The following is a 23,862-nucleotide window of genomic DNA, read 5'->3' as shown; positions in this document are numbered from 1 at the left end:
GAGCAGCCATCGCATCCTCCTCAGGCTCCAAACCCAGGAATGAATCACGACCGAGATGCCGACGCTACCCCGCGTAAGTCCTGCTCAGCGAGGCTTGGTATGAGTGCATTCCTTGCGGGGGGCGCACCTCCGGAAGCGAGACGCTGGAGTCGAGGCAATCCTCAGGTCAATGACCCTAAAATTGCTAATGATCCTCGGATCGTCGACGACGTGACGGCCGTCGCGAACGCCAACATGGCCGATCAAGATCACGGGCCTATCGTGTTCGTCGAGGCTTTTCGGCTACACACCCCGAACCGAAGCTCTCGGGCCGCCGGTGAATGGCCCGTTTTCGGGATCCGCTGACGGCGGATCCTACTGATCACATGGGTGGATATCTGCCAGTCCGCTTTTGAGAGATGATGCGAAAGAAGCCGACGCCGCCGTGTGCCGAGGACATGCGGTCATGAGCCATTGTTTGTTACCCTCTGAACACACACGGCTAAAAAGCCCTGAAGTAGTATTGACGGCGTGCCGTTTGGTCGGGCTCCTTATGCCCGACGGTTCCTCTCCGGAGGATCAAAAGGGAACGCGGTGAGGACGAGGTCCGAAAGGGCCTCCCCGAAGCCTCGGCTGCCCCCGCAACTGTAAGCGGCGAGCCCATCATCAACACGTCACTGGGTCTTCGGGCCTGGGAAGACGATGAGAGGGCGGTGACCCGCGAGCCAGGAGACCTGCCGTCAGTCGTGGTCACACGCGAAACGCATCGGGCGGGGTGTCCTGATGGGTGTCGAGGCGTTCGGCTGTCCTCACGACAGGCAAGCGCCCAGGCCTCGTTCGCGGTGACGTGCCACAGACGTCGCCCGAGGCTTGTCCCGTGTCCTTCCCCTCCCGATCCGCGTGCCTGCGCACGCTCGCGCTCGCCTGCGCCTCCCTTCCCGTATCCGCCCTGGCGCAACAGGCTGCAGCACCCTTCGCCGGCGTCCCGCGCGGCGCCGAGGCGGCCGTCACGCTCTCCGAGCTTTCCGTCTCCGCCACCGGCGTTCCGACCCCGGTCGACCAGGTCGGATCGAGCGTCACCGTGCTTACCGCCGCCACCCTAGAGGCCCAACAGCGCCGCACCGTGCCGGATGCCCTCCAGCAGGTGCCGGGCCTCAACGTCGTCCAGACCGGTGGACCTGGGGGCCAGACCTCGGTGTTCATCCGCGGCTCGAACTCCAACCACGTGAAGGTGCTCATCGACGGGATCGACGCGACCGACCCGTCGAACCCGAACGGCTCGTTCGACTTCGGACAGCTCCTGACCGACGACCTTTCCCGCATTGAGGTGCTGCGGGGTCCCCAGAGCGGCCTCTACGGCAGCGACGCCATCGGAGGTGCCATTTCCTTCACGACAAAGCGTGGCGAGGGACCGGCCAGGGCTACCGCGCGGATCGAAGGCGGGTCGTTCGGGACCTTCAATCAGAGCGGCAGGATCAGCGGGTCGGAGGACGGCTTCGACTATTCGGTCTCGATCCAGCACTTCCGTGCGGCGGCAACGCCGGTGACACCACCGAACCTCGTCCCGTTCGGCCGCCCGATTCATCCCAACTTCTATGACAACGAGACCGTCTCGGCGAAGTTCGGCTACCAGTTCACCGACACCTTCCGCATCAACTCGGTGACGCGCTTCATCAATTCCCGTCTCCTATTCACGGGAACCGACTACAGCACCTTCCCAGCCTTCCCGGCGGCGTTCCGGAGTGCCGCCGACGTGCAGCAGGTCTTCACCCGCAACGAGGCCGAGTGGACACCGTTCGCTGGGTTCCACAACCTCTTCGCGATCAACTACTCGAACTTGTTCAACAGACAGCAGGGCCCCCTCGACCCCCTTGCCACGCCGGACGCGACGACGGGCCTGGGCGAGCGCACGCGCTACGAGTACCGCGGGGACTACCAGCTCTCGCCCGGCAACCTCGTCCTGTTCGGCGCTCAGCGTGACGACGAGAGCCTGTCGACCACCGACCCGAGCCCGTTCGGGGCCGGCAACTTGCGGGCGAGGAACGGCAACACGGCCGGCTACGGGGAGGTCCAGCTGACGCCCTTCGAGCGGGCGTCGTTCGTTGCCAACATCCGCCACGACGAGAACGACGCCTTCGGGCCGGCCACCACCTTCCGCGTCGCGCCGAGCTACATCCTGCCCTTCACCGAGACCCGGATCAAAGGCAGCGTCGGCACCGGCTTCAAGGCGCCGACCCTGAGCCAGCTGTTCCAGAGCTTCCCGGCCTTGAACTTCTTCGCCAACCCGAACCTCAGGCCGGAGGAGAGCCTCGGCTACGACGCCGGCATCGAGCAGCCCCTGGGGGACCGCGTCCTCGTCGGCGCGACTTACTACGCCAACGACTTCAAGAACCTCATCACCTCGAACGCGACGTTCACCTCGAACGAGAACGTCGGCCGGGCCGAATCGTACGGGGCGGAAGCCTTCGTCGCTGTCCGGTTCTCCGATACCTTTAAGGGCCGGGTCGACTACACCAACACGGTGACCAAGAACGAGATCACCCACCAGGAGCTCCTGCGACGGCCCCGCCATAAGGGCAGCGCGACGGCCTTCTGGACACCCCTCCCGGGCCTGACCGTCAGCGGGACCGTGATCGTGCTCGGCCACTTCGTCGACGGCAACCGCGACTTCTCGGTGGCCCGGCTCAAGAACCCCGGCTTTACCCTGGTCAACCTCGCGGTGAACTACGACGTCAGCGAGACGGTGAGCGTGTTTGGGCGGGTCGATAACCTGTTCGACCGCCGCTACGAGAACCCCACCGGCTTCCTCGGGGCAGGCCTCGCCGTTTACGGCGGCGTCCACCTGACCGCGTTTTGAGACCGCCGATGGCACGACGGTCAGGCTTCGCGGTCCTGACGGTGATGCTGGCGGTCAGCCAAATCTGGTCGATTGCCGCTGGGATGGCCGCCCCGGCATCCGGGGGACCCCGGCACGTCGTCTCGATGAACCTCTGCGCGGACGAGCTCGTCCTGCGGCTTGCCGACCGCGATCAGGTCGCCGCCGTAACCTACCTCGCTCAAGACCCGCGCGGCTCGACCGTCGCACGGGAGGCTGCCGGCATCGCGGTGACGCGCGGCCTGTCGGAGGAGATCGTCGCCCTCCGGCCCGACCTCGTCGTTGCCGGTGCCTTCACGACACGGACCACGGTGGGCCTGCTCAAGCGCGTCGGCTTCCCCCTTCTCGAACTCGCCGTACCCAACGACTTCGAGGGGGTGCGGGCCCAGATCCGGACCGTCGCTGCGGCCCTCGGGCACCCGGCGCGCGGCGAGGCGATGGTCGCGGACCTCGACGCACGGCTGGCGCAGGTGATGCCGGCGGCCAAACCCTTGCGGGCCCTCGTGATGCGTCCGAACGCCTTCACGGTGGCACCCGGCAGCCTCGGCGACGCGGTGATCCGTGCCGCCGGCCTCGCCAACGTCGCCGCCGAACTCGGTCGCGACCGGTTCGGGCAGGTCCCGCTGGAAGCGGCGGCCTTGGCCGACGCCGACCTCATCGTCCTCGACGAGGGGGAGCCCGGCGCGCCGTCGCTCGCCGATGCCCTGCTGCATCATCCCGTCCTCGACGCGCTGCGCCGGCAGGGGCGTACCGTCTCGATTCCGAACCGGCTCTGGACCTGTCCAGGTCCGCAGGTCGCCGAGGTCGTGGCCTTACTCGCTGCGGCGGCACACCAACGGGCGGCACGATGAACGCTCCCCTCCCGCCTCCCATGCGGGTCGACCGGGCGGTCGTCGGACCCCGCGCGGTCGTCTGGATACTCGGCCTGCTTGTGCTCGTCCTGACGGTCGCGTCCATCGCGGTCGGGTATGCCCCCTTCGACGTTCCGGCGGCGGCTGGCGACCTCATCGCCGGACGGGTGACCCTCCCGGCGCTGGTGCTCTGGGAACTGCGCCTACCTCGTGCCTTGCTCGGCAGCCTTGTCGGCTTCAGCCTTGGGCTCACCGGGGCGGCGATGCAGGGCTACCTGCGCAACCCTCTCGCCGATCCCGGCATCCTCGGCATCTCCTCGGCTGCGGCCCTTGGGGCCGTGGTGGTTTTCTATGGCGGCTTCGCAGCCTCGCTTAGCCTGGCCCTTCCGCTCGGCGGGATCGCCGGCGCCGCCGTGGCGGCGCTCGCCCTGAACCTCGTTGCCGCAAGAGGCGGCACCACGCTGGGATTAATCCTCGCCGGTGTCGCCCTGTCGAGCCTCACGGGTGCCATGACGGCGCTGGCGCTAAACCTGTCGCCCAACCCCTACGCGGCCCTGGAGATCGTGTTCTGGCTGATGGGGTCGCTCGCGGACCGCAGCATGGATCATGTCTGGCTTTGCCTGCCGTTGATGGCGGTGGGCTGGGGCCTGATGCTGTCCACCGGCCGCGCGCTGGATGCCCTGACGCTGGGCGAGGACACGGCCGCGAGTCTCGGCTTCCATCTGGTCTCGGTCCGCCTGCGCCTCGTCACGGGCGCGGCACTCGCCGTGGGCAGCGGCGTCGCCGTCAGCGGCGCAATCGGCTTCGTCGGCCTCGTGGTGCCCCACCTCGTGCGACCACTGGTCGGCGCACGCCCTGGTGCCAGCCTATGGCCGAGTGGCCTCGCCGGGGCCGCCCTCGTGCTTGCCGCTGACTTGGGCGTTCGTCTCCTGGCAACGCGGCCTGAACTCAAGCTGGGCGTGGTGACTGCCCTCGTCGGGGCGCCGTTCCTGATCGTTCTGTTGATGCGCGAACGGGGGCGCGGCGCATGAGCCTCGCTACCGAAGCCCTCGATGTACGCCTCGGCGGCCGGGCAGTCCTCTCCAGCGTGAGCCTGTCCCTTGAGCCGGGCACGCTCGTTGGTCTGGTCGGTCCGAACGGCGCTGGCAAGACCACCCTCCTGCGAGCCCTTGCGGGCTTGGTCGCCCCGACCAAGGGCCGCGTAAATATCGACGGTATGCCGCTCAAAGGCATCTCCCGCGACGCGCGCGCCAAGCGCATCGCGGTCCTTTTCCAGGGCGCGGGGGCCGGTTGGCCGATGCAGGTGCGTGACCTCGTCGCCCTCGGCAGGCTGCCGCATCGACGCGCGTTCGGTCGCCTCGATGGCGCCGATCACGCCGCCATAAATCGAGCGATGGCACGGACCGATGTCGCGCGCTTCGCCGAGCGGACCGAACCGACCCTGTCCACGGGCGAGCGGATGCGCGTGCTGCTGGCGCGGGCGCTCGCCGTCGAAGCGGAGTGGTTGTTGGCCGACGAACCGATCACCGCCCTCGACCCTGCCCACCAGCTCGACGCCATGACGCTGTTGCGGAGCGTGGCCCTGGCCGGCACCGGCGTCGTCGCCGTCATGCACGATCTGACCCTCGCGGCCCGGTTCTGCGACCGGATCGTGGTCCTGGGCGCGGGACGTGTCGCCGCCGATGGACACCCGGACGTTGCGTTGACCGACCGGCTACTTTCGGACGTCTTTGGCGTCACAGTTTGCCGTGGAGCTGGACCGGACGGAGTCCCCTACATCCTGCCCTGGAACCGTTCGGGGCCCCATACGGAGGAGATCGATGCAGCCTTCCCCAAACAGCCCTGATGCCACCGTCGCCCTTCTGCGCGGTGCACTGGCCGATCCGACCACGGCCTGGAGCCTGGGCAGCTTCGGTGCCATCGCCGAGTTCATGCGCGATCCCGACGAACCCGTCGTGGCGCTGCCGGACGAGCGCCTGGGACTTGCGACCACGCGCGGGGCCATCGCCCTGACCCCGAGCTCCGACCTGCGGCCCGTCGCCTACGAGACGGCCGTTTCGTCCGGCTGGAACCACGCCATCGCGCTTTGCTTGCCGGAGGCGACCTGCGCGATGAACCGCAGGACCGTGGTGACGGAGCTCGGGCCCGACCGAAACGCCGCCCGGGTCGAGGATCGCGACGGCATCCTGTTCGACCTCGGCCTCGGCCTTCTCGCCGTGGATGCCTGCGTGCGGGTACGCGATCCGGAGGCCGTCGAGCGGCTGCGGGCCGGCGTCGGCATGCCGCTATTCGACCACGCAAACCCCATCGGGCCGCATCTCGTCGCCATGAGCCCGCACCGGGTATTCCTGGCGCGGGCCGGGCGCGTCGAGGTCTATGCCCCGATCCCCGGGGCTGGCGGTACCAGTCCTGAAGGTCCGCACACGCACGTACTGCCGAAGCTCCTGCGCAGCGGTCGGACCCATGCCGCCACGACGCCGATCCCGGCGGGCTGGGTCCCCTGCGGAGGCCTGCACCCGGCCCACCCCTACAAGGACATGATGGGCGACCGCATCACCTTCGATACCGGCCGCTACGAAGCGTTCCAGGCGATGCTCGACCATTGGGGTGATCCGGAACTCGTGGCCATCAAGCGCGGCGGGCCCGAGGCGCCCGGCGGCACGGTGTCGACCCGCCACGCCCAGGGCGCACGCCGGGTCGCCGAGGCCCAGGCACGTTACCTGCGGGGCGAGATCATCGAGGCCACGGCAGGCGACGACGAGGATGCAGAGGCGGCGGCCTGACCGTGACCCGGACGGTGCCCGGCAGGAATCGGTGGGGTACGCCCCAGAGGGTAATCGGCCTAATCGGCTGCCCGGGCGCGGGGAAGACGACCTACGCCCGCCGCTTCGATCCGCTCGACGGCTGGGTCCACCTCACCCTCGACGACTTCCGTCAGACCCTCTGGCCGCCGCACCGGCAGGTCTACTGGGAACTCAGGCAGGGCTCACATGACGATGCGGCCCGGGACCTCCTGCACCGGGTCAAGGAAGCGGCCCTGGATGCCGCCCTGACGAGCGGCTTCAGCGTGGTGATGGCGGACACACATCTCATCAGACCCGTGTTCGAGCGCGAGCTTGGGATCGTCGCCCGACACGGGCTCACCGTGGAGTGGAAAGTGTTCGACGTGCCGTGGGAGGTTCTGAAAGTCCGCAACGCGGAGCGTGGTCGGGTGGACCCGTCGCATCGCCAGCCGGATGAGGTCCTCCGGTTCACCTACGAGGTTTTCCAATCCCCGGACGCTTGGTGGCGTAGCTTGTCGCCGCAGCAGGTCGAGGTCCTGACCTGACGGACGCAGCGAGCGATCCGTGTTCCCAAGTGTTGCCGGCAGGGCATAACCCCTCGTGCATTGCACTTGGTCCGTTGACGGGCATGGGCGTCGGCATGGTACCTCGGCTGTGACGGTTCCTCCCCGGAGGATCAAAAGGGAACGCGGTGCGGGGGTAGCCCCAACGCCGCGGCTGCCCCCGCAACTGTAAGCGGCGAGCCCTTCGCCACCGACGTCACTGAGCGGCCTCGCTCGGGAAGACGGTGAAGGGCGATGACCCGCGAGCCAGGAGACCTGCCGTCAGTCGTGGTCACACGCGAGACACGCTGGGCGGGGTGCCCCGGCGGGTGCGGAAGCATGCGCGCTGCGCGTGGTTCGGCCTCGTTCGCGGTGACGTGCCACTGCCGTCGCCCGAGGCCCATCAACGTGTCCCGTTCACCGTCCATCCCGCTGATGTCCGTGCTGGCCCTGTCCTGCGCGATCCCCACCGCCGTCGCCGCCCAGGGGGCGCCCTCGGGCGAGACCGCCGTGGTGCTCGACGCGCTTTCGGTCGAGGGTACCCTTACCGCCATGCCGACCTACCGGGTGCCCGAGCTCTACAGCGGCTCCAAGACGGTGACGCCGCGCCGCGACCTGCCGCAGCAGGTCGACGTGGTGCCCCGGGAGGTCCTGGTCGACACCGCCGCGACCCGGGTCGAGCGCGCCCTCGACTACGTACCCGGGGTCGGCAAGCAGAACGACTTCGGCGCCCAGAACCTCGCCCTCTACTCCGTCCGCGGCTTCGCAACCCAGGATATCTTCCAGAATGGGTTCAACATCGCCCGCGGCTACAACGGCGCCCCCGACACCCAAAACGTCCAGTCCATCGAGGTCCTGAAGGGCCCGGCCGGCGCCCTCTATGGCCGCAGCGATCCGGGCGGGACCGTGAATATCCTCACCAAGCAGCCCGTAGCGCGACCCTTCGTCGAGATGGGCACTCTGTTCGGCAGCTTCGGCAACGCACGCACCACGGTCGATGCCGGCGGGGCGCTGAGCGAGGACGGCAGCGTCCTCTACCGCTTCAACGGCGCGCTCGCCCGCCAGGACAGCTTTCGAGATTTCGTCGACGGAGATCGGGTGCTGCTCGCGCCGGTGGTGAGCTGGCAGGTCACCCCCGACACCAAGATCACGTTCGAGGCGCAGTACCTGCGCAACCGCCAGACCTTCGACCGCGGTACGGTGGCGGTGAACAACCGCCTCGGCCTCGTCCCGCGCTCGCGCTTCTTCGGCGAGCCGGGCGACGATTCCGTATCCGAGAGCGCGCTGCTGCAGGTGCGGTTGGAGCACGCCTTCAACACCGACTGGCATTTGCGCGTCGCCACCCACCTTAACACCGGAAGCCTCACCGGCCTGCAGACCGGCACGACCGGGATCCTCGACGACGGCCGCACGCTGCTGCGCGAGTTCCGCCAGCACGACTTCACCTGGGGCGTCGCCATCGGGCAAGCCGAACTCGTCGGGCGCTTCGAGACCGGGCCCATCGCCCACACCTTGCTGCTCGGCCTGGAGCACGAGCGCTACAACAGCACCGAGAACCTCCTGCGCTCGACCCCGCGCCTCGACCCCTTCGCCATCGACCTGTTCAACCCGGTCTACGGGCAGGCCAAGCCCCCGTTCACGCGCCGCTACAGCGCAAGCGAGAACGTCGGCAACACGGCGGTCTACCTCCAGGACCAGATCGCCCTGAGCCCGGAATGGAAGCTGCTGCTGGGCAACCGCACCGACTTCTACAACCAGACCTTCCGCGACAAGGTCGCGAACGAACGGACCGAACAGGACCGTACCGGCTTCTCGCCGCGGGCCGGGCTCGTCTACCAGCCGCTGTCGTTCCTGGCGCTCTACGGCAACGTCGCCGCCTCGTTCCGCCCCAACACCGGCTTCGACAGCGCCTCCCGGCCCTTCGCGCCCGAGACCGGGTTCGCGTACGAGGTCGGGGCCAAGCTCGACCTGTTCGACGGCCTCAGCGTGACGGCCGCCGCCTTCCACATCGAGAAGGAGAACGTGCTCACCACCGATCCGGCGGACTTCTTCTTCCAGATCGCCGCCGGGGCCGTACGCAGCCAGGGCTTTGACGTCAGCCTCGTCGGGCAGGTCACCCCGGAGTTCCGGGTGATCGGCGGCTATGCCTTCATCGACGCGGCCGTCACCCGCGACGAGGTGCTGCGTCCCGGGTCACCCCTCCTCAACATCCCGCGCCATAGCGGCTCGCTGCTCGGCATCTACGAGGTCCAGGCCGGCGACTGGAAGGGTTTTGGGATCGGCGGCGGGTTCCGGGCCGTCGGTTCGCGCCTCGGCGACAGCGGGGTCGAGAGCTTCCGGCTGCCCGGCTACGTCCTGACGGACGCGCTGGCCTACTACCGCTATGAGAACCTGCGCTTTGGGCTCAACGTCGACAACATATTCGACGAGACCTACTACGAGCGCTCCTACAACACCTTCTGGGTCGGCGTCGGCGAGCCGCGGCGGGTCACCGTCAGCATGACGGCACGGTTCTGATGGGCGAGCGTCCGGAGCCATTCGAGGCGTCCGCCGGCATGTCGGCCCTGTCCGGCCGCATCGCGTCAATCGATGCCCTGCGCGGACTGGTGATGGTGCTGATGCTGCTCGATCATCTGCGCGAGACCTGGTTCCTCCACGTTCCCGTAGCCGACCCGATCGACGCTCGGACAACTCTGCCGGCCGTGGCCCTGGCCCGTCTCGTCGTCAGCCTGTGCGCACCCATCTTCATCGCGCTGACCGGCGTGGCAGCTTTCCTGTTCGGCACCAAACATTCGCTGGCCGAGACACGAGCCTACCTGCTGAAGCGTGGCCTCGTTCTAATGGCGCTGGAGGTCATCTACCTCTCGGAACTGTACTGGGGCGTCGCCAGTCCGACGATTTGGCTGCAGGTGATCTGGTGCATCGGCATCTGCATGATCGTCCTGGCGGTGCTGATCGGCCTGCCGCGTCCGGTCCTCTTCGTTGTCGGATCGCTGATCGTCTGCGGACACAACCTCCTCGACCCGATCCACCTCCAGCCTGACCAACCATTTTTCGCTGTCTGGGCGATGCTGCACCAGCGTGACGTCATCGCGCTGCCCTTGGGGCTGGTCGCAAAAACGACCTATCCCGTGTTCCCGTGGATTGGCGTGATCGTGCTCGGCTACGCAGTCGGCCCGTGGTTCCTACCGAGCGTCGAGGACCGCACCCGCGAGCGCCGGTTCCTGGCCCTCGGCTGCGGGATGCTCGTCGCCTTCGTGGTGCTGCGCCTGGCGAACGGGTATGGCGACAAGCCCTGGTTCGTGGTCGAGGGCGATGCACTTCGGACCGCGATGAGCTTCCTCGCATTGACGAAGTATCCCCCCTCGCTGCTGTTCCTGCTGCTGACGCTCGGAATCGGGGCGCTCCTCCTCGTTGCGCTTGAACGAATGCGCGACGCCCCAGTCGTCGCGGCCTTAGCAGTGTTCGGCGGTGCGCCAATGTTCTTCTACTTGCTCCACCTGACGATCCTGCGGCTCCTGTACCATGGTGCCGCCGCCATCTGGGGCCCGACGCAGGGCAGCGTGTTCGGCGTGGAAGATTATGGCTGGGTGCTGGCCTGGTACGTCGGCCTGGTCGTACCCTTGTACTGGCCGACGGCGTGGTTCTCGCGCTTCAAAGTGGCACGTCGCGATATCGCCTGGCTCAAGTATCTCTAGTTTCAAAGCACAACTTGGTCCGATCGTCTCGTCCCCTCTCCGACGAATTGCTTTACGATATATTGCGCAAGTTATTCCTTAGCACCAGCCATGGTCTTAGATTGATTGCGCAATGACGCGCGGGTCCCAGTCGCCCTTATACAAACGACCGCTTTCGAGCATCAACGAAGCTTTGGTGAACGACCAGTTCGGGTCGTAAGCAGCTATTCGAACGGTCAAGCTGATTAGGTTCAGACCATAACCCCGGCACGCGGGTACGAGCTGGGATCGCTCCGGACGCCGCCGATCTCTTAGTGCCCCCTGACAGCCTGGAAACAGTCACGTGGTCGCCGGAGGGAGCCCTGTATCGCGTGGTGGGCGACCCGGAGGCGGAACAGCATCACCGAGGACGAATGCCGCCGCCGGGAGGCACTGGCGAGCGCCGTATTCAGGGCATGCGGGTTGGACCTGATGGCCTTCAACGATGCAGCTCGCCGCCCAGACGTGGTTGTCCCGGTGCTTTGCGACCGTTGGGATCGAACTGGTTTCGGAGAACTGGGCAGCTGAAAAAGACTGCACCCCCAGTGCACCCCACAGCGAATAACCTGGGGTGCAGGGTTAGCGGCCATTCCCGCTAACATACTGAGATTGTTTGGTTAGTTTGGTGGGTGCACAAGGGTTCGAACCTTGGACCCGCTGATTAAGAGGCCTCTGAAAGCCTAGCAGTCTCAAAGACCATTTCGACAAATTCCCTCTTCGTTCCTGCATTGTAGGAAAAGGGAAATTTGGCCTTGTCGAAACGAGAGTTGATCCCCCCTCCCCCCTCGAAAACGAAGAACGCCGTCGCGGGGGTGAAGGCCCGCAACGGCGCTAAACAGAAGACCCCGGGTAAGAGCTTCGGTGCGAAGAATACCGCCGCGCGGCCCGCGCTGGCAAGTCGCCTCGTCGCGCTGATCGGCCGGGACGGCACGGTCACCGCCCTCTTCAACCGGCCCGATGAGATGCGTGCCTTCCTGCAGGGAGGCCGGGCATGAGCGACCTCCGCACCATCGCCACCGTCCGCAAGAACAACTCGGAGGAGATCCGGGTAAGCGTCGCCATCCATGATGGCTACGCCCTCGTCGACATGCGGGTGTTCTCGGCGCCCCGCAGCAGCCGCGGCGAGCCCGTGGCGACCAAGGCCGGCATCTGCCTCACTCGGACCAAGCTGCCCGAACTCATCCTGGCCCTGCAGGCCGCAGAGCGCGAGGTGATGCGATGATGGGCTCCACCATGGTGCCCGACGTGGTGCCCCCGACCGCCTTCGACAGCGAGCAGGCCCTGCTCGGCGCCATCCTGCACAACAACGACGCCCTCGACCGCGCCCGCGATCACGTGCAGCCCAGCGACTTCTTCGAGCCGCTGCACCGGCACATCTTCGAGGTGATGATACAACGCCGGGATGCCGGCGAGGCCATCGACTTCGGGCTGATGAAGGCTGTCCTCGGCAACGCCGACCTCGGCGGCCAGACCGTCGGCGGATACCTCGCCAAGCTGGTCTCGGAGGCGATTACCGTCAGCGGCGCGGCGAGCTATGCCCGGCTGATCGCCCAGGCCGCGCGGATGCGGCGAGTGCTGGAGACCTCCCAGGCCGCTGTCGCAGCCATGACAGACGGATCGGTGCGAAGCCCGACCGAATACGCCGCCTACATGATCGAGGCGCTGGACGAGGTCGCAAGCGCCGGCCTTAGCGAGAGTGCCCGGCGCGTCACTCTCGGCCAGGGCGTCGCCAGCGTGCTCGCCCGGGTAGATCAGACCCGGATGGGCAAGGGCATCATCGGCGTGCCCTACGGGGTGCCGAAGCTCGACACCGCCACCCTCGGCATGCGCCCCGGACAGTTCGTGGTGCTCGCCGGCCGGCCCGCCATGGGCAAGACCACGGCCGCTCTCCACATCGCGCTGACGGCCGCGCGCCGCAGTGGAGCTGTCGGCCTGATCTCCCTGGAGATGAACGCCGAGGAGCTGTCCGAACGCGTACTCTCGGCCCTGGCCTACAATCCGCGGGAATGGGACCAGATTACCTACCGGGCCATCGCCGAGGCGCGCGGACTGTCAGAGACCGCCATGGGCCGCCTGCGCGATGCGACAGAGGCGTGCGCCGACATCCCGCTCTGGATTGAACAGCAGCCCGGCCTCACCCTCTCGCAGATCTCGGCCCGGGCCCGGCAGATGAAGCTTAAGGCCGAGCGGATGGGCATCCCGTTCGCGGCTCTCATCATCGACCACATCGGCTTGATCCGCCCGTCCAAGCGCTACTCGGGCAACCGGGTGCAGGAGATGACCGAGATCAGTTCCGGCCTGAAGGGGCTGGCCAAGGAGCTCGGTATTCCGGTGCTCGGCTTGTCCCAGCTCAACCGCGAGGTGGAGAAGCGCCAGGACAAGCGCCCCATCCTCTCAGACCTGCGCGAAAGCGGGTCGATCGAGCAGGATGCCGACGTGGTGCTCGGGCTGTACCGCGACGCCTACTACCTCGAGCACAAGGCTGACCGAACCGACGTCGAGGAGGATCGGCTCGCGCGCACCATCAACACGCTGGAAATCGAGATCCTAAAGCAGCGTTCCGGACCCACGATCCGGATCGAGTGCTTCTGTGATGTCGCCTGCAATGTCCTGGCGGAGGCACGCTGATGGTCGGTTTCTACAAGCACGACATCCCCGCCTGGATGAACGGCACCGAGACACTGAGCGACAGTGCTTATCGCGCCTACCACGTCGTCATTCAGCTCATCATGCTCAACGAAGGGCCAATCGCCATGAACGAGCGTGGCCTGTCCGGCCGCTGCAACATGACCGTGAAGGCGTTCGGACGGGCGCTCGCCGAACTGGTCGCAGCCGGCAAAGTCACGGTGAAAGACGGGTGCATTCACAACGCGCGGGCGGATCGCGAGCTCGAATCGGTGATGAAAAATCGGGAAAATGCTGGGAAAGGCGGAAAAACCCGAGCAATCCGCGCAGAAACTCAGAAAAACATCCCGGATGAGACGCCTAACCCATTGGAAACAAACGATGCGTCTCAAGCGACGCTAGAAAACCTTTCAAGCCTAAAAGAGAAGAGAAGAGAAGACTCCCCTATAGTCCCCAAGGGGACAGACCCGCCGGGCTTCGCCGAGTTCTGGTCCGCCTATCCGAAACGAGACGGCGACAACCCCCGGAAGCCTGCCGTGAGGGCCTACGCCAAGGTGATCCGCGACGGAGCCGACCCGGCCGCGATCCTCAAAGCGGTCCGCGCCCATGCGGCCGACCTGCAGGCCAAGGGCAAGGTCGGAACCGAGTTCGTTCCTCTGGCAACGACCTGGCTCAACCAAGCCCGCTTCGAGCGCTTCGCCCAAGGTGGGGGCGTCGATGGCAGCAGCGCCTCCGCGGATCCGGCCGCCTACCTCGCCACGCTCTCGGCTGACGACTGGCGCGGGCACCTACGGCGCTGGAAGACCACCGGTGGGCAGTGGACGCTGGCGCAGAGGACGCCGCCCCCCGACGATCCTCGGACGCTGGTCCCGGCCGGCGTGCTCGCCGAATTCGGGATCCTCCACACGGCCCGGCCGAGCCTCACGCTGCTGACGGGGACAGGCTGATGGCTGCCGGACTGGAGACCTTCGCCAAGGTTCGCGCCCTTCACGATCGCACCGACAGCCCGGGTGAGAAGACCGCGGCGATGCTGAAGATGCAGACCCTCGCCCGGAAGGCCGGGATGAGCGTCGAACAGGCAATGTCCACTTTGGACACCCCGAAACCCAAGACCCAAGCGCAGGCTGCGGCCGACGCCTTCAACGACTTCTTCAACACCCCCGAGATGCGGGCCCAGCGAGCCGAGCGCGAGCGTGAGCGGGCAGCCAAGCGCAGCGTCCTGCTTGCAGAATACGGGTCCGAGGATGCCGTCTGGGCCGACACCGAACGTGAGACTGCCCTGCGTCGAGCCTGCGAGCCCTTGTTTGGCTCGGGTGAGACCTGGAACACCATCTATCGCCTGGACGGATGGGGGTCCCTCGACTCCCGCTCGCGGATGCCGGAGAGCGTCCGCCAGGCGGTCACAAGGGCATGGCCCTTACCGGCGACGACTGCGGCCGCGTGGGCGGAGTACGAGGCTGCGGAGAAGCGGGACAGCGACCGGTGCGCCTTCGATAGGGACTACTCGCCCCATCTGTGGGCCGACGCGCGCCGCTACGTCCTCGAGGATCTCTGCCAGTGCCTTCCGGCCCGGTCCCTGAACGACATCCGTGCACGGCTCTCCTGGATGGAGCATGTGGCCCGGCTCGACATGGCGCGATCATGGGAGGAGCAGGAGCCAGCCTTAAGCACCCTCCGCGCCGACATTGAGCGCATGGGGGCTCGTATCCGGGACGAGGCTGCACCCGTCCAAAGTGGACAACGAGGTACGAGCGAGCCGGTGAGCTCCCCCGATCCGGGGACCTCAAGCCCCCCCGTCCAATCTGGACACCCCTGCCGTACCAACGCCGAGAAGCGCCGCGACGTGCTGGCCCTGCTTGATACCGAGAACGCTGGCACCGCCCCTCTCACGGATCGTGAGATCGCGCGCAGAGCAGGTGTCTCTCCGCAGACCGTCGGAAACATCAGGAGGCGCAGCCATGTGGAGGGTTGAGGCAAGCTTGCCGGACTGCATAACCATGCACCGGAGCGCGAACGGCAACGCAACCGGAGTGATCACCTCAACCCGCCTCGGTGAATGCTACGAAGCCTTAAGCTCGATTAGCTTTCGGCCAATGTTGTATAGGCGCTTATCATCTTCGTGGGCACACCGCGTGAGGTTCGCGATCTTATGGTTATCGCGCTGTCCCATTTTGTACGCTTCGATAACGTGCCCCATCTCCTTGGCGTCGCCTTTGCTGAAGGCTTCTTTTAGTTCGGGCCGGCCTTTCACGTCTTCGCCCTGGTTCAAGCTCCAGTCCAAGTCCTCTTTAACTGATTTCCAGTTTGCGGACATGCTTACCTCCCTCGTCCCATACGGGACCGGGATCAGGATACGCTGCTTTTAAGGCTCGTCGAGCTTTCATGAACTTCGCGAGTAAATGGGAGGCGCCCATGGCGACGGATGCCGAGCGTCCAGCCCTTCATCATGGCTCAGCCACAATGAGGGGCTTCGCGAAGGCACTAAACGACAAACGGCGAGGCTCTCGCCCCGCCGCTCGATTATTCCGAAGGTGGATAGCCTTAGTAGGCAGCGCCGCGAACTGGGCGGCTATCCGGATAGCTCATCTCGTCGTTCTGCTCGACGTTACCGTAGCGAGCAGCACGATCACCCCGGCGGGGACCAACCGAACCCGTCACGATGCTATCGGCTGCGCCGACAGTCCCACCGACCACACCGCCCACGGCACCAGTCACGCCACCGAGGACGTTTGGAACTCCGCCGATTAGACCGCCCTGCGACCGCGGCGGGTCAATGTGGGCGCCCCAGACATTGAGGGTCCCATCACGGTTGTAGCTGGCGCTGTCGGAATTGAAGTTCTGAGCGAAGCTCGGGGACGCAGCAAAGCCGATCGCCAGTGCGATGCCGGCGACGATCTTGGAAGAATTCTTCATGGTAGTTCCTTTCGTCCTCCGCCCGATCCGTAAGCGTCTAAGTCGCTCTTGATCAGACGAATGATTGGCGCTGGGCTCTACCTCGTGTCCCTATTCGCTCGCACAACCCTTTTTGTGCATCGGGTCGCAGGCGTATAGTTCAAAGCTAATGAAAAAGATTTGAAATATTGCGCTGCGACATTTGTATTATTCGAAATCACCCTTTGCCATCAGCTAGTTCCGGCTTCTGGTGTTCAGAGGTGCGTGCATCGCAGCAATGCACCTATGCGCTGAGCTCAGCCGCAAGCTAGACCGAGGGGGCACCTCGAAGTTCCCAACTCTAGGACGCTTTTACCGCATCAGGTCCCATCCGCAGATTTTATCCTGCTGGGTTTTCTTGGGGGTGCGGAGTCCGCAGAAAGGCGACCTCATGTCGTCCCCAGGAAATCGCAAAATCTCCCATGTTTGCTATGGCTTAGAGGGACATCGCGAGGCGTTTCGAGTACCGTCTTGCCCTGCGGAGTTTCTACTCCGCACTCCGCACTTACTCCGCACCTCCGCACCACCATCGAGAGGACCCTTCGATGACCGACAGCGAGGAGAATGCCCGGCGTGCTACTCGTGCCTTTGAGGCCGCTGGAGACCGTCTTGCCGAGCGCGGCGTATCGGATTCGGACATCGGCCGGGCATTGGTAGCTGCTGGGTTGTCCCGCTGGTCGCGGTCCGTTGGCGCCGAGGTTCTGGCTGAAGAGCTTGCTCGACTGACTGCAGGCGTTGCCGCGGTGGTCCGCAGCGATATCGGCGAGCCCTCTGTTCCACCGTCCCCAATCCATTGATAGGTAGGCTGGATTGCGGCTTGACGGCTGATAGGTTTTTCCTATTCTTGTTTTCAGGTCACGGGACGGCACGCCGGGCGCTGCCGTTACGATCGCAGGGGTCACCTCTGCGAGGGATCGCCTAAAGCTCAGTACCTCGGCATGAGCGATTCTGCTGAGGCTGCTGCGGTGCCAGATCAAGCCATCGCGCGAGATGCAGGTGGATTGGGACGGTGATGAGCTGAGGCCGCTGACGTCAAAAGCGTCGGTGTGAGCGCGGGCTCCCATCAGGTTTCGCATTCGCGAGGCCGTTTCCTCACATTCCGAGACGAACGATGACCCACGCCTCCCTCAATGGGACCGCAGGGCACTACCCAAGGGCCATGCTTGGCTCGGTAATGGCCTCGGTCCCCCTCCCGCGCGCGCTTCTGAGCACACGTCCCGATGGACTGCCTGGCCTTCGGGCCGACCTCGATCCGAAGGAGGTTTTGCGTCAGATCGCGGCTGATTTCGATGCGTTCAAGACGCGCCATCGTGGTGAGATGGATGGTGTCCAGTCTGCCTACGATGACATGCAGAAGCGACTTGCCGCACTCGGCATCGCCCCAAGTGGCGACTCTTCTGCCCTTCCGGTCGATCCGGAGTACACCCGCACCTTCGCGAACTGGATGCGCCGCGACGACGGCGAGCAGGAGCTGAAGCGGGCGAACGCCAGCGGCGAGCGAGCCATCATCCGGGCCGCCATGAACAGCGGCAGCAACCAGGATGGCGGGTACATCGCTCCCGTCGAGTGGGATCGGCAGATCCACAAGGCCCTGCGCCTGGAAAGCTCCCTTCGCAACCTCTGCACCGTCGTCAGCACCGCGAGCGGCGGCTACAGCACGCTCTGGAACACGGGCGGCTGGGGCTCCGGCTGGGTCGGTGAGACCGCCACTCGTCCGCAGACCTCGACGGCCACCCTGGCGCCTATAACCTTCAAGGCCGGCGAACTCTACGCGCAGCCGGCCATCACGCAGAACCTGCTGGAAGACGCCGGCATCAATCTTGAGGACTGGCTGGCCGCTGAGGTGGCGGACGAGTTCAATAAGCAGGAGGGCATCGCCTTCATCAGCGGCGACGGTGTGAACAAGCCGCAGGGTTTCCTCAGCTACATCGGCACCGGCACCAACATCCACCCGGGCGGTGAGCCGGGCGTCACGAACACGGGTGCAGCCGCGGCCATCACCGGTGACGGCCTGATCGCCCTGGTCTACGCGCTCGGTGCCCGCTACCGGGCCAACGGGTCGTGGCTGATGAATTCGGCGACGATGGGCGCGGTCTCGAAGCTGAAGGACGGCCAGGGCAACTACCTCTGGCAGCCGTCGCTGATCCTGGGCCAGCCCCCGACCCTCGTCGGCAAGCCGGTCTACTTCGACGAGTCGATGCCCGACGTGGCTGCCGGAGCGCTCCCCGTGGCCTTCGGCGACTGGAGCCGGTTCTACGTGATCAACGATCGCGTCGGTACCAGCCTCCTGCGCGACCCCTATACCGCTAAGCCCTTCGTGCTGTTCTACACCCGGAAGCGCGTCGGCGGCGGCATCCTTGATCCGAGAGCGGTGCGCTTCCTCAAGGTCGCCGCCTAATCCGAGATGGGTCCGGTCCATCAGGCCGCGAAACCTCCTCCCGGACCCTAGCGCCGATCCTGTCGAGACCTGGCGCCAGGGTCGGCGCACACCATTCCAAGATTGCGGGTCGCTTCGTGTTTCGCGCCCGCCGGACCACTCGCATGGTGTCCGCAACAACAGCGAGAGCCGGCAGTCTGCGTATCCCTGGGCGTGGCCGGCACACCTCTTTCCGCGCCCCACCGTGGGGCGGAAACTCCCAGGCGGGACCACGGATGTACTGGCCCGCCTGGGGGATCACTCAACCAGTTCCTTCCACAATCAAGCTGCCACCGCCAGAGAAGCCTGTAGGCAATGGTGGCGTGGTTCCAATCTCTCGAATGTTCAGAGGACTTCCTATGCGCTTCGTCCTTGTCATCCTCGCACTCTTCTTGCCCCTGGTGGCTCAAGCGCAAAACCTGCCCGGGCCTCGGTTTCGGGCACCGCCAGCGAATGACAACTCGGATCTCGGCGCAACGACGGGCTACATCCGCCGGATGTTCACCGGAACGGTGTTCGCTTCGACCTATCTGACGGACCTGACATGCGCCACGGACCAGAGTGACAACGTCACAACGGCAGCAGCAGCGGTGCCTGCTGGGGGCCGACTGGTCTTCCCGGCCGGCTGTGTGCGCATCGGCAGCACGGTCACCAACACGAGCCAGTTCTGGGAGGGGGCAGGACGCGCCGAGGCCGGTGGGACAGAGTTCCGCTACACCAACGCCAGCGGACCCGCGGTGAAGTTGATGGGCGGCGGTGCTCGCTTCAGCAATTTCCGTATGACCCACACGGTCGATCCTACGGTCACGGCAGCCGTTGCGATCCAGATGGCCGACGGTATCCAGAACCCGCGCGGGCAGATGGTGGACCACGTCGCAATCCGAGATTTCCGCGACCAAGTCGACATCCAGTCCGGCGAGTTCTGGTCCTTCACGCACTTCGATCTCTACCGCGCAAAACGGTATGGGATGCGCATCCGGAACGGCTTCAATGTCGACAGCGGTGACGGCTCAATCGTTGCCGGCACAATTTACACGGACCTCGTGGCCGGTGGTGACGCGGCGATCCGCCATGAAAGCGGCGGTGGCCTGAAGGTTTCGGCCACCAAGATCCTTCAGTTCGCTCGAGGCGTCGACTTGGCGATCGCGAACGACAGCGAGACCAGCGACCTGTTCCTCGATGACAGCGTGAGCATCGAGGGCCAGTACGATACCGCCGTCTCGCTCGGGCGGATCAGCCCTACCGGTAACGGCAAATTCTACAACATCCGCATCAACGCACAGATCGCAGCCACGCCGGTCTCTGTCGCGGTCCACGCCGGCATATCCAACGCAGTGATCGGCCCTATCGTCAGATCGACGGGGTACGGGGTCATCATCGACGGAGGGGACAACATCACGGTCCCAGACGGTACGGTGATGGAACAGGTGGGTAGCGCAGCGGTGGCGGTGAACGACCCGGCCACCAACGTCAGCGTCGGTAAGGTCAACTGCACCACCTGTGTGGCGATCACAAACGACAACCGTAACACGGGGGCGGGGCCGATGACGCGGTACGAGACGCTACCCATCAACCTGCCGCAGTCCACAAGCTACAAGGACATCGCTCAGATCGACATTCCGCCGCTGCGTGGTGCGCGCATCAGCGTTCAGGTTGAAGGCGTTTTGCAAACCGTCGGGAACGTGAACCGCTTCATCGACACCTTGGCCAGCAACACGGGCTCTGCGGTGTCCATCCCGGCATCCCTGGTTGATTCTTCGATCGGCAGCCAGGTCGACCTTCGCTTCGATGTAGGCACTGTCCCTGGCTCTGTTCGTATCGGCGTCAGACCCAATGCTGCGGCCGGAGGCGGCAATCTTCAGGGATCGATCACAATCAGGGTCGATGGAAAGACAACCCGATTTAAGCTGCTCTGACCTTCCGGTCACCAAAAGCGCAGCTGGCGCTCTTCGGTGAGGGCTGCGGACCCGAGGCCTTCGTGCCGCTCCCCGACGGCAAGCGGATCCCTGTGGCGATGTCTGGTACGGCCCCCAGCAGCGAGCCGGCCTCGAGCACTGACGCTCGCACCTTCAACATCGACCTGCGGGGCTCCTCCCTCACGGAGGCCCAGGTCAAGGCGGCTCTCGACCAAGCCATCTCGGCGCATGACGCCAACATCAATCGGACCATGGGTCAGCGGATCGCGAACTGGCGCGAGCGATATTGAAGCCTGGAACAGTACTCCGAAGTGGCATATCCGGGCGCCCTCCCCAATATGACATTAGGAAGTTGGACTACGAGACATAGATATTCAGTGAAAAAGTGACCTGAAGATCATGGCGCAGGAGTCAACAGATAGGTCTTCGTTTCTCCAAAGATAAAAACACATGTTGTGCAGATAATTGATATCAAATCCCCTTGGCTCGTCCTCGTAGGAAGCACAACAGAGATAAGCGATATCGAAAGATAAGAGCTGATTGTGATATTCTCTGTAGAACCGCGGCAGTCGAGTCATGTCCTGTGCATCGTCATACGAAAGACCGAGCACATGATCCGCCTCAACAGCGTCAAGATCACCGTAGTCACTATCAGTAAACTCAACCTCGGTGATGATTTTACTCTTGTATAAAGCCTGCATTAAAGCGCCTGCGCGCTTATAATGGTCTGGATTTTCTGAATGAAGGAGCACCGTATACCCCTTGATGCTCTGCATGTATTCTATGTAGGCATACTTAATACGTTCAGCGTCGACCTTATTGGTGCATCCAAAATCAGTAATCACTTGACCTGGAACGTTCTCAAAGTGATTTCTAATGAATTCCTGAAAGAAACCCTCATCCTCTAAGCGGTTAAAGATATCCATCCTCGCCTATCTCACAGTTTTTTTGCCAGACGTTCAGACATAAAAAAAAGGCCCTGCAACTTGCAAGGCCTTAAAGAATTGAAGAGGTGTAGTTTTACTTCTTCGTGCCGTAAGCGTCACGCAGAACGGCGAGCGCACTGAGGTTGTCGTAAGGGTCGCGACGCTGCTGCGGCAACGAATTGCTTGGGTACATACGTACCCCCTTGCTGGTGGCAGCGGAGCCGACCGGCTTCTTGCTTTTGACGTCTGCCATGCGAAGCTCCTAAGGTTGCTCCCGACATGCTTAAGACGCTTCTGAAGCTGGTTCAGACGCGCCTGCAGTCAAGATCCGAGATGGCTTGAGAGAGTTTCCTCTCTCTGTGAGTGAGAGATAGCGATACGCGTTCCGAAGTCAATCAGCGCTTGACGGATCCCAGCTAGGTATGCAGCCGCCAAAGCACGGCATTTCTGCGCTACCGCTCTGAGACATCAGAGGATTTTCGATAAGACACAGGCGAAGAGATTTCTTTGAAGTGATGTCTCTGATTTCGTCTCTGAGACCGAGATCATGCCTACGAGAGGGTCTACGCCGCTCGATGTCGCACCTTGCAAACGTCTGCAAGGCGACGGCGAATTCAAGCGAATACTCGAAAATTTGAGAGAGCCTTAAAAATTATTCAACGGCCTGAACCCCGACATTCGTTACTCGGGTGAGCAATCGAGGCCTCTAGCCCAATCCCCGATGCGTAGGGCTAAGGCCTCGGTCTTGCGCTTGGGGCAGCCTCAACAAGCGCCTCCAGATCCCGCCGAAGGACAACGGTTGAACCGCCGATCTTCTTCGCTGGAATTTCCGCCCTCGCGATCATCGCCCACATTGTCGAAGCACTGATGCCGATCATCCGGGCCGCCTCGGGAACTCGGTAGGCGAGCGCTGGATCGTTCACTTTCGAGACGATGGGTTCGCTCAAGCCGGCTTCATCCTGATGCGCTCGATAGGGCAACGGCATGGCCTGTCCCTACATTCCCGGCTTTGGTCCTGGAAGGGGCGCAGGAGCAGATGCGTGCTGGGCGTTAGGCCTTCGTCCCCTGAAACGGCCGGAACAGCCAGGCAAGCCGCCCAGCCTCTTCATCCTCGGCATCACTGATCTGATCGACGATCTGCCCGAGTGGTGCCGGTAGTTCGACCTCGTACTTATCAAGGATGATGGCTGCGTCGAGCAGGGCGTTGATGTGAGCCTTGGGCACAAGCTGGTCGGCAGCCTGGGCTGCGAGCACTTGGTCAGCGAGGAGGGTCGCAAGGCGGGTCACCTCGGAAAGGCGATCGAGAGTATCCACTTTCTCGCTGCTGGGCATCACAGGCTCGCTGCTCATGGCTTCTTATCAAGCTGGGACGCCTCAGTTGTTGGGAGACGAGGATGATGGCTAGTCACGCTTAGCGATTGAGTCGGGGATCATGCTGATATCAATTTTGGGACTTGCCGCTCCGAAAGCTGCTGCAGCAGATGTGATAACAGCTGCTGCACGCTCCATACCTCTTTTGTCATTATCTTCGCCTGTTAACGTTCTTTCAATTTCTCGTAGAATCAACTGGTCTATTTCATCTATTAAGTGATGGAGTAGGTCTGTGCCAAATTTATCCAGATTATCTTTTTGGTGCGGAAGGACGGAAGCAATGATTGAAAGCGTTTTATCCTTATTCTCTAGGGCATCTGCGCCTATGCCAGTACGGCCGAGGGCGACTAGCGTATAGGGGTAATACAATATATGTCTATATGCTGTGAAATAAGTCCATAACAACGGTGAAATGAATGGTCTTTCCGCAATTGGATAGCCTTTGTTTTTCACCTCGTCGAGCTTATAGGATTGCCAAATACTCTCTAAAAATGATTTCATTTTGTCTGACTCTGCACCGCCAGCAGAAGCAATTTCCAATACCCTGTCCATTCTCATTACAGAAGTAAGCTGGGACAAAGATTTAAGTGTAGACAATTCGCACATGGAGCTCCATAGGCGCTCCACAGCTTCTAATCGGCGCTTGTCTAAGGCCGCATGTCTACTGGATATACCAGATAGAACACCACTTCTAAGTGCGGCAATTTGCTCATCTCTCCTCCGGACCTCGGCTTTCTGAGCTTCCTCGTCCTGCCGCAGTTGAGATCTGAGGACCTCCAACTTTGCATCGAATTTGTGCTGGACTGATTTCTCAATCCTAGCTCTGTAAATTGGGCCTGCTATCGCGCCAACAATGCCCAACATGCTGGTGCTTGCTAGCGCCGGAACCCAAGCCGAAACGAGCGGCCACCAATCCAAGGGGATCATTTAC

The 23,862-nt window shown here is 63.8% G+C and carries 24 protein-coding genes and 2 riboswitches; of the genes, 17 read left to right on the top strand and 7 right to left on the bottom strand.

From position 1 onward, the window contains the following. The first annotated feature begins 523 nt into the window (after window positions 1–523). Window positions 524–735: riboswitch (cobalamin riboswitch) on the top strand. Between the two features lie 121 nt (window positions 736–856). The 13 genes from ASG63_RS06855 to ASG63_RS06795 all read left to right on the top strand — a co-directional run bounded on the left by ASG63_RS06855 (window position 857) and on the right by ASG63_RS06795 (window position 15,343). Next, window positions 857–2,836: a TonB-dependent receptor plug domain-containing protein gene (locus tag ASG63_RS06855; RefSeq protein ID WP_056213412.1), complete on the top strand. Its 1,980-nt coding sequence runs from the start codon at window positions 857–859 to the stop codon at window positions 2,834–2,836. 83 nt (window positions 2,837–2,919) lie between these two features. After that, window positions 2,920–3,705, top strand: coding sequence for an ABC transporter substrate-binding protein (locus ASG63_RS06850; RefSeq protein ID WP_056213452.1), 786 nt, complete (start codon window positions 2,920–2,922; stop codon window positions 3,703–3,705). Window positions 3,706–3,725: 20 nt separating this feature from the next. Further along, the gene (locus ASG63_RS06845) at window positions 3,726–4,736 is read left to right on the top strand and encodes a FecCD family ABC transporter permease (protein ID WP_443189778.1); all 1,011 of its coding nucleotides are present in this window, start codon (window positions 3,726–3,728) and stop codon (window positions 4,734–4,736) included. Next, the gene (locus ASG63_RS06840; protein WP_056213407.1) at window positions 4,733–5,551 is read left to right on the top strand and encodes an ABC transporter ATP-binding protein; all 819 of its coding nucleotides are present in this window, start codon (window positions 4,733–4,735) and stop codon (window positions 5,549–5,551) included. The genes ASG63_RS06845 and ASG63_RS06840 overlap by 4 nt, the downstream gene beginning before the upstream one ends. Then, on the top strand, window positions 5,526–6,488 hold the full coding sequence (locus tag ASG63_RS06835) for a DUF6925 family protein (protein ID WP_056213405.1): 963 nt from the start codon (window positions 5,526–5,528) through the stop codon (window positions 6,486–6,488). The genes ASG63_RS06840 and ASG63_RS06835 overlap by 26 nt, the downstream gene beginning before the upstream one ends. Before the next feature lie 14 nt (window positions 6,489–6,502). Continuing rightward, window positions 6,503–7,033, top strand: coding sequence for an AAA family ATPase (locus tag ASG63_RS06830; RefSeq protein WP_056213450.1), 531 nt, complete (start codon window positions 6,503–6,505; stop codon window positions 7,031–7,033). 96 nt (window positions 7,034–7,129) lie between these two features. Further along, window positions 7,130–7,328: riboswitch (cobalamin riboswitch) on the top strand. Between the two features lie 110 nt (window positions 7,329–7,438). Further along, on the top strand, window positions 7,439–9,547 hold the full coding sequence (locus ASG63_RS06825; protein ID WP_244479836.1) for a TonB-dependent siderophore receptor: 2,109 nt from the start codon (window positions 7,439–7,441) through the stop codon (window positions 9,545–9,547). After that, window positions 9,547–10,728: a DUF1624 domain-containing protein gene (locus ASG63_RS06820; protein WP_056213403.1), complete on the top strand. Its 1,182-nt coding sequence runs from the start codon at window positions 9,547–9,549 to the stop codon at window positions 10,726–10,728. Before ASG63_RS06825 ends, ASG63_RS06820 begins: the two co-directional genes overlap by 1 nt. Before the next feature lie 764 nt (window positions 10,729–11,492). Continuing rightward, window positions 11,493–11,741 carry a hypothetical protein gene (locus ASG63_RS06815; RefSeq protein WP_156394099.1) on the top strand — a complete coding sequence of 83 codons (249 nt, stop codon included), beginning with the start codon at window positions 11,493–11,495 and terminating at the stop codon, window positions 11,739–11,741. Beyond that, window positions 11,738–11,968: a hypothetical protein gene (locus ASG63_RS06810; RefSeq protein ID WP_056213398.1), complete on the top strand. Its 231-nt coding sequence runs from the start codon at window positions 11,738–11,740 to the stop codon at window positions 11,966–11,968. Before ASG63_RS06815 ends, ASG63_RS06810 begins: the two co-directional genes overlap by 4 nt. Beyond that, a complete protein-coding gene (locus ASG63_RS06805) occupies window positions 11,965–13,374 on the top strand; it encodes a replicative DNA helicase (RefSeq protein WP_082559202.1) in 1,410 nt (469 codons plus the stop codon). Before ASG63_RS06810 ends, ASG63_RS06805 begins: the two co-directional genes overlap by 4 nt. Next, the gene (locus tag ASG63_RS24010; protein ID WP_082559201.1) at window positions 13,374–14,318 is read left to right on the top strand and encodes a YdaU family protein; all 945 of its coding nucleotides are present in this window, start codon (window positions 13,374–13,376) and stop codon (window positions 14,316–14,318) included. Before ASG63_RS06805 ends, ASG63_RS24010 begins: the two co-directional genes overlap by 1 nt. Continuing rightward, the gene (locus ASG63_RS06795) at window positions 14,318–15,343 is read left to right on the top strand and encodes a hypothetical protein (RefSeq protein ID WP_056213389.1); all 1,026 of its coding nucleotides are present in this window, start codon (window positions 14,318–14,320) and stop codon (window positions 15,341–15,343) included. The genes ASG63_RS24010 and ASG63_RS06795 overlap by 1 nt, the downstream gene beginning before the upstream one ends. 87 nt (window positions 15,344–15,430) lie before the next feature. Here ASG63_RS06795 and ASG63_RS25080 read toward each other — a convergent pair whose 3' ends face one another. Both ASG63_RS25080 and ASG63_RS24005 read right to left on the bottom strand, forming a co-directional pair. Beyond that, window positions 15,431–15,685, bottom strand: a complete 255-nt coding sequence (locus ASG63_RS25080; RefSeq protein ID WP_156394098.1) for a hypothetical protein — start codon at window positions 15,683–15,685, stop codon at window positions 15,431–15,433. A 227-nt stretch (window positions 15,686–15,912) separates the two neighbouring features. Beyond that, window positions 15,913–16,284, bottom strand: coding sequence for a hypothetical protein (locus ASG63_RS24005; RefSeq protein WP_244479835.1), 372 nt, complete (start codon window positions 16,282–16,284; stop codon window positions 15,913–15,915). Window positions 16,285–16,847: 563 nt separating this feature from the next. Between ASG63_RS24005 and ASG63_RS25075 the strand changes: the two genes are divergently transcribed. The 4 genes from ASG63_RS25075 to ASG63_RS06780 all read left to right on the top strand — a co-directional run bounded on the left by ASG63_RS25075 (window position 16,848) and on the right by ASG63_RS06780 (window position 20,924). Then, window positions 16,848–17,099, top strand: coding sequence for a hypothetical protein (locus ASG63_RS25075; RefSeq protein WP_156394097.1), 252 nt, complete (start codon window positions 16,848–16,850; stop codon window positions 17,097–17,099). Window positions 17,100–17,413: 314 nt separating this feature from the next. Beyond that, window positions 17,414–18,700: a phage major capsid protein gene (locus ASG63_RS06790; RefSeq protein ID WP_210171797.1), complete on the top strand. Its 1,287-nt coding sequence runs from the start codon at window positions 17,414–17,416 to the stop codon at window positions 18,698–18,700. A 377-nt stretch (window positions 18,701–19,077) separates the two neighbouring features. After that, window positions 19,078–20,634: a hypothetical protein gene (locus ASG63_RS06785; RefSeq protein ID WP_056213387.1), complete on the top strand. Its 1,557-nt coding sequence runs from the start codon at window positions 19,078–19,080 to the stop codon at window positions 20,632–20,634. Window positions 20,635–20,732: 98 nt separating this feature from the next. Beyond that, entirely contained in the window at window positions 20,733–20,924 is a 192-nt protein-coding gene (locus tag ASG63_RS06780) for a hypothetical protein (RefSeq protein ID WP_056213385.1), read from the top strand. An 84-nt stretch (window positions 20,925–21,008) separates the two neighbouring features. Here the strand turns inward: ASG63_RS06780 and ASG63_RS25070 are convergent, their stop codons facing one another. The 5 genes from ASG63_RS25070 to ASG63_RS25060 form a co-directional block, all read right to left on the bottom strand. Continuing rightward, a complete protein-coding gene (locus ASG63_RS25070) occupies window positions 21,009–21,560 on the bottom strand; it encodes a hypothetical protein (RefSeq protein ID WP_156394096.1) in 552 nt (183 codons plus the stop codon). 94 nt (window positions 21,561–21,654) lie between these two features. After that, complete coding sequence (locus ASG63_RS25065; protein WP_156394095.1) at window positions 21,655–21,813, bottom strand: hypothetical protein; 159 nt, start codon at window positions 21,811–21,813, stop codon at window positions 21,655–21,657. A 478-nt stretch (window positions 21,814–22,291) separates the two neighbouring features. Further along, window positions 22,292–22,546 carry a helix-turn-helix domain-containing protein gene (locus tag ASG63_RS24000; RefSeq protein WP_082559200.1) on the bottom strand — a complete coding sequence of 85 codons (255 nt, stop codon included), beginning with the start codon at window positions 22,544–22,546 and terminating at the stop codon, window positions 22,292–22,294. 64 nt (window positions 22,547–22,610) lie between these two features. Beyond that, window positions 22,611–22,910, bottom strand: coding sequence for a hypothetical protein (locus ASG63_RS06775; protein ID WP_244479834.1), 300 nt, complete (start codon window positions 22,908–22,910; stop codon window positions 22,611–22,613). 51 nt (window positions 22,911–22,961) lie between these two features. Further along, entirely contained in the window at window positions 22,962–23,537 is a 576-nt protein-coding gene (locus ASG63_RS25060; RefSeq protein ID WP_156394094.1) for a hypothetical protein, read from the bottom strand. Window positions 23,538–23,862: the final 325 nt, after the last annotated feature.

The sequence above is a fragment of the Methylobacterium sp. Leaf94 genome (assembly GCF_001426045.1).
Taxonomy (GTDB): domain Bacteria; phylum Pseudomonadota; class Alphaproteobacteria; order Rhizobiales; family Beijerinckiaceae; genus Methylobacterium.
This window is presented reverse-complemented; position numbering and strand designations above follow the sequence as displayed.

Excerpts from the sequence above, each read along its gene's own strand:
- ASG63_RS06780 (WP_056213385.1), top strand. The coding sequence starts at position 20,733 with ATGTCTGGTACGGCCCCCAGCAGCGAGCCGGCCTCGAGCACTGACGCT.
- ASG63_RS24005 (WP_244479835.1), bottom strand. The coding sequence starts at position 16,284 with ATGAAGAATTCTTCCAAGATCGTCGCCGGCATCGCACTGGCGATCGGC.
- ASG63_RS06775 (WP_244479834.1), bottom strand. The coding sequence starts at position 22,910 with ATGAGCAGCGAGCCTGTGATGCCCAGCAGCGAGAAAGTGGATACTCTC.
- ASG63_RS25060 (WP_156394094.1), bottom strand. The coding sequence starts at position 23,537 with ATGTGCGAATTGTCTACACTTAAATCTTTGTCCCAGCTTACTTCTGTA.
- ASG63_RS25075 (WP_156394097.1), top strand. The coding sequence starts at position 16,848 with ATGACCGACAGCGAGGAGAATGCCCGGCGTGCTACTCGTGCCTTTGAG.
- ASG63_RS24010 (WP_082559201.1), top strand. The coding sequence starts at position 13,374 with ATGGTCGGTTTCTACAAGCACGACATCCCCGCCTGGATGAACGGCACC.
- ASG63_RS25070 (WP_156394096.1), bottom strand. The coding sequence starts at position 21,560 with ATGGATATCTTTAACCGCTTAGAGGATGAGGGTTTCTTTCAGGAATTC.
- ASG63_RS06785 (WP_056213387.1), top strand. The coding sequence starts at position 19,078 with ATGCGCTTCGTCCTTGTCATCCTCGCACTCTTCTTGCCCCTGGTGGCT.
- ASG63_RS06805 (WP_082559202.1), top strand. The coding sequence starts at position 11,965 with ATGATGGGCTCCACCATGGTGCCCGACGTGGTGCCCCCGACCGCCTTC.
- ASG63_RS06790 (WP_210171797.1), top strand. The coding sequence starts at position 17,414 with ATGACCCACGCCTCCCTCAATGGGACCGCAGGGCACTACCCAAGGGCC.
- ASG63_RS06795 (WP_056213389.1), top strand. The coding sequence starts at position 14,318 with ATGGCTGCCGGACTGGAGACCTTCGCCAAGGTTCGCGCCCTTCACGAT.
- ASG63_RS06820 (WP_056213403.1), top strand. The coding sequence starts at position 9,547 with ATGGGCGAGCGTCCGGAGCCATTCGAGGCGTCCGCCGGCATGTCGGCC.
- ASG63_RS06810 (WP_056213398.1), top strand. The coding sequence starts at position 11,738 with ATGAGCGACCTCCGCACCATCGCCACCGTCCGCAAGAACAACTCGGAG.
- ASG63_RS24000 (WP_082559200.1), bottom strand. The coding sequence starts at position 22,546 with ATGCCGTTGCCCTATCGAGCGCATCAGGATGAAGCCGGCTTGAGCGAA.
- ASG63_RS06850 (WP_056213452.1), top strand. The coding sequence starts at position 2,920 with ATGGCCGCCCCGGCATCCGGGGGACCCCGGCACGTCGTCTCGATGAAC.
- ASG63_RS06845 (WP_443189778.1), top strand. The coding sequence starts at position 3,726 with ATGCGGGTCGACCGGGCGGTCGTCGGACCCCGCGCGGTCGTCTGGATA.
- ASG63_RS06835 (WP_056213405.1), top strand. The coding sequence starts at position 5,526 with ATGCAGCCTTCCCCAAACAGCCCTGATGCCACCGTCGCCCTTCTGCGC.
- ASG63_RS25080 (WP_156394098.1), bottom strand. The coding sequence starts at position 15,685 with ATGTCCGCAAACTGGAAATCAGTTAAAGAGGACTTGGACTGGAGCTTG.
- ASG63_RS25065 (WP_156394095.1), bottom strand. The coding sequence starts at position 21,813 with ATGGCAGACGTCAAAAGCAAGAAGCCGGTCGGCTCCGCTGCCACCAGC.
- ASG63_RS06840 (WP_056213407.1), top strand. The coding sequence starts at position 4,733 with ATGAGCCTCGCTACCGAAGCCCTCGATGTACGCCTCGGCGGCCGGGCA.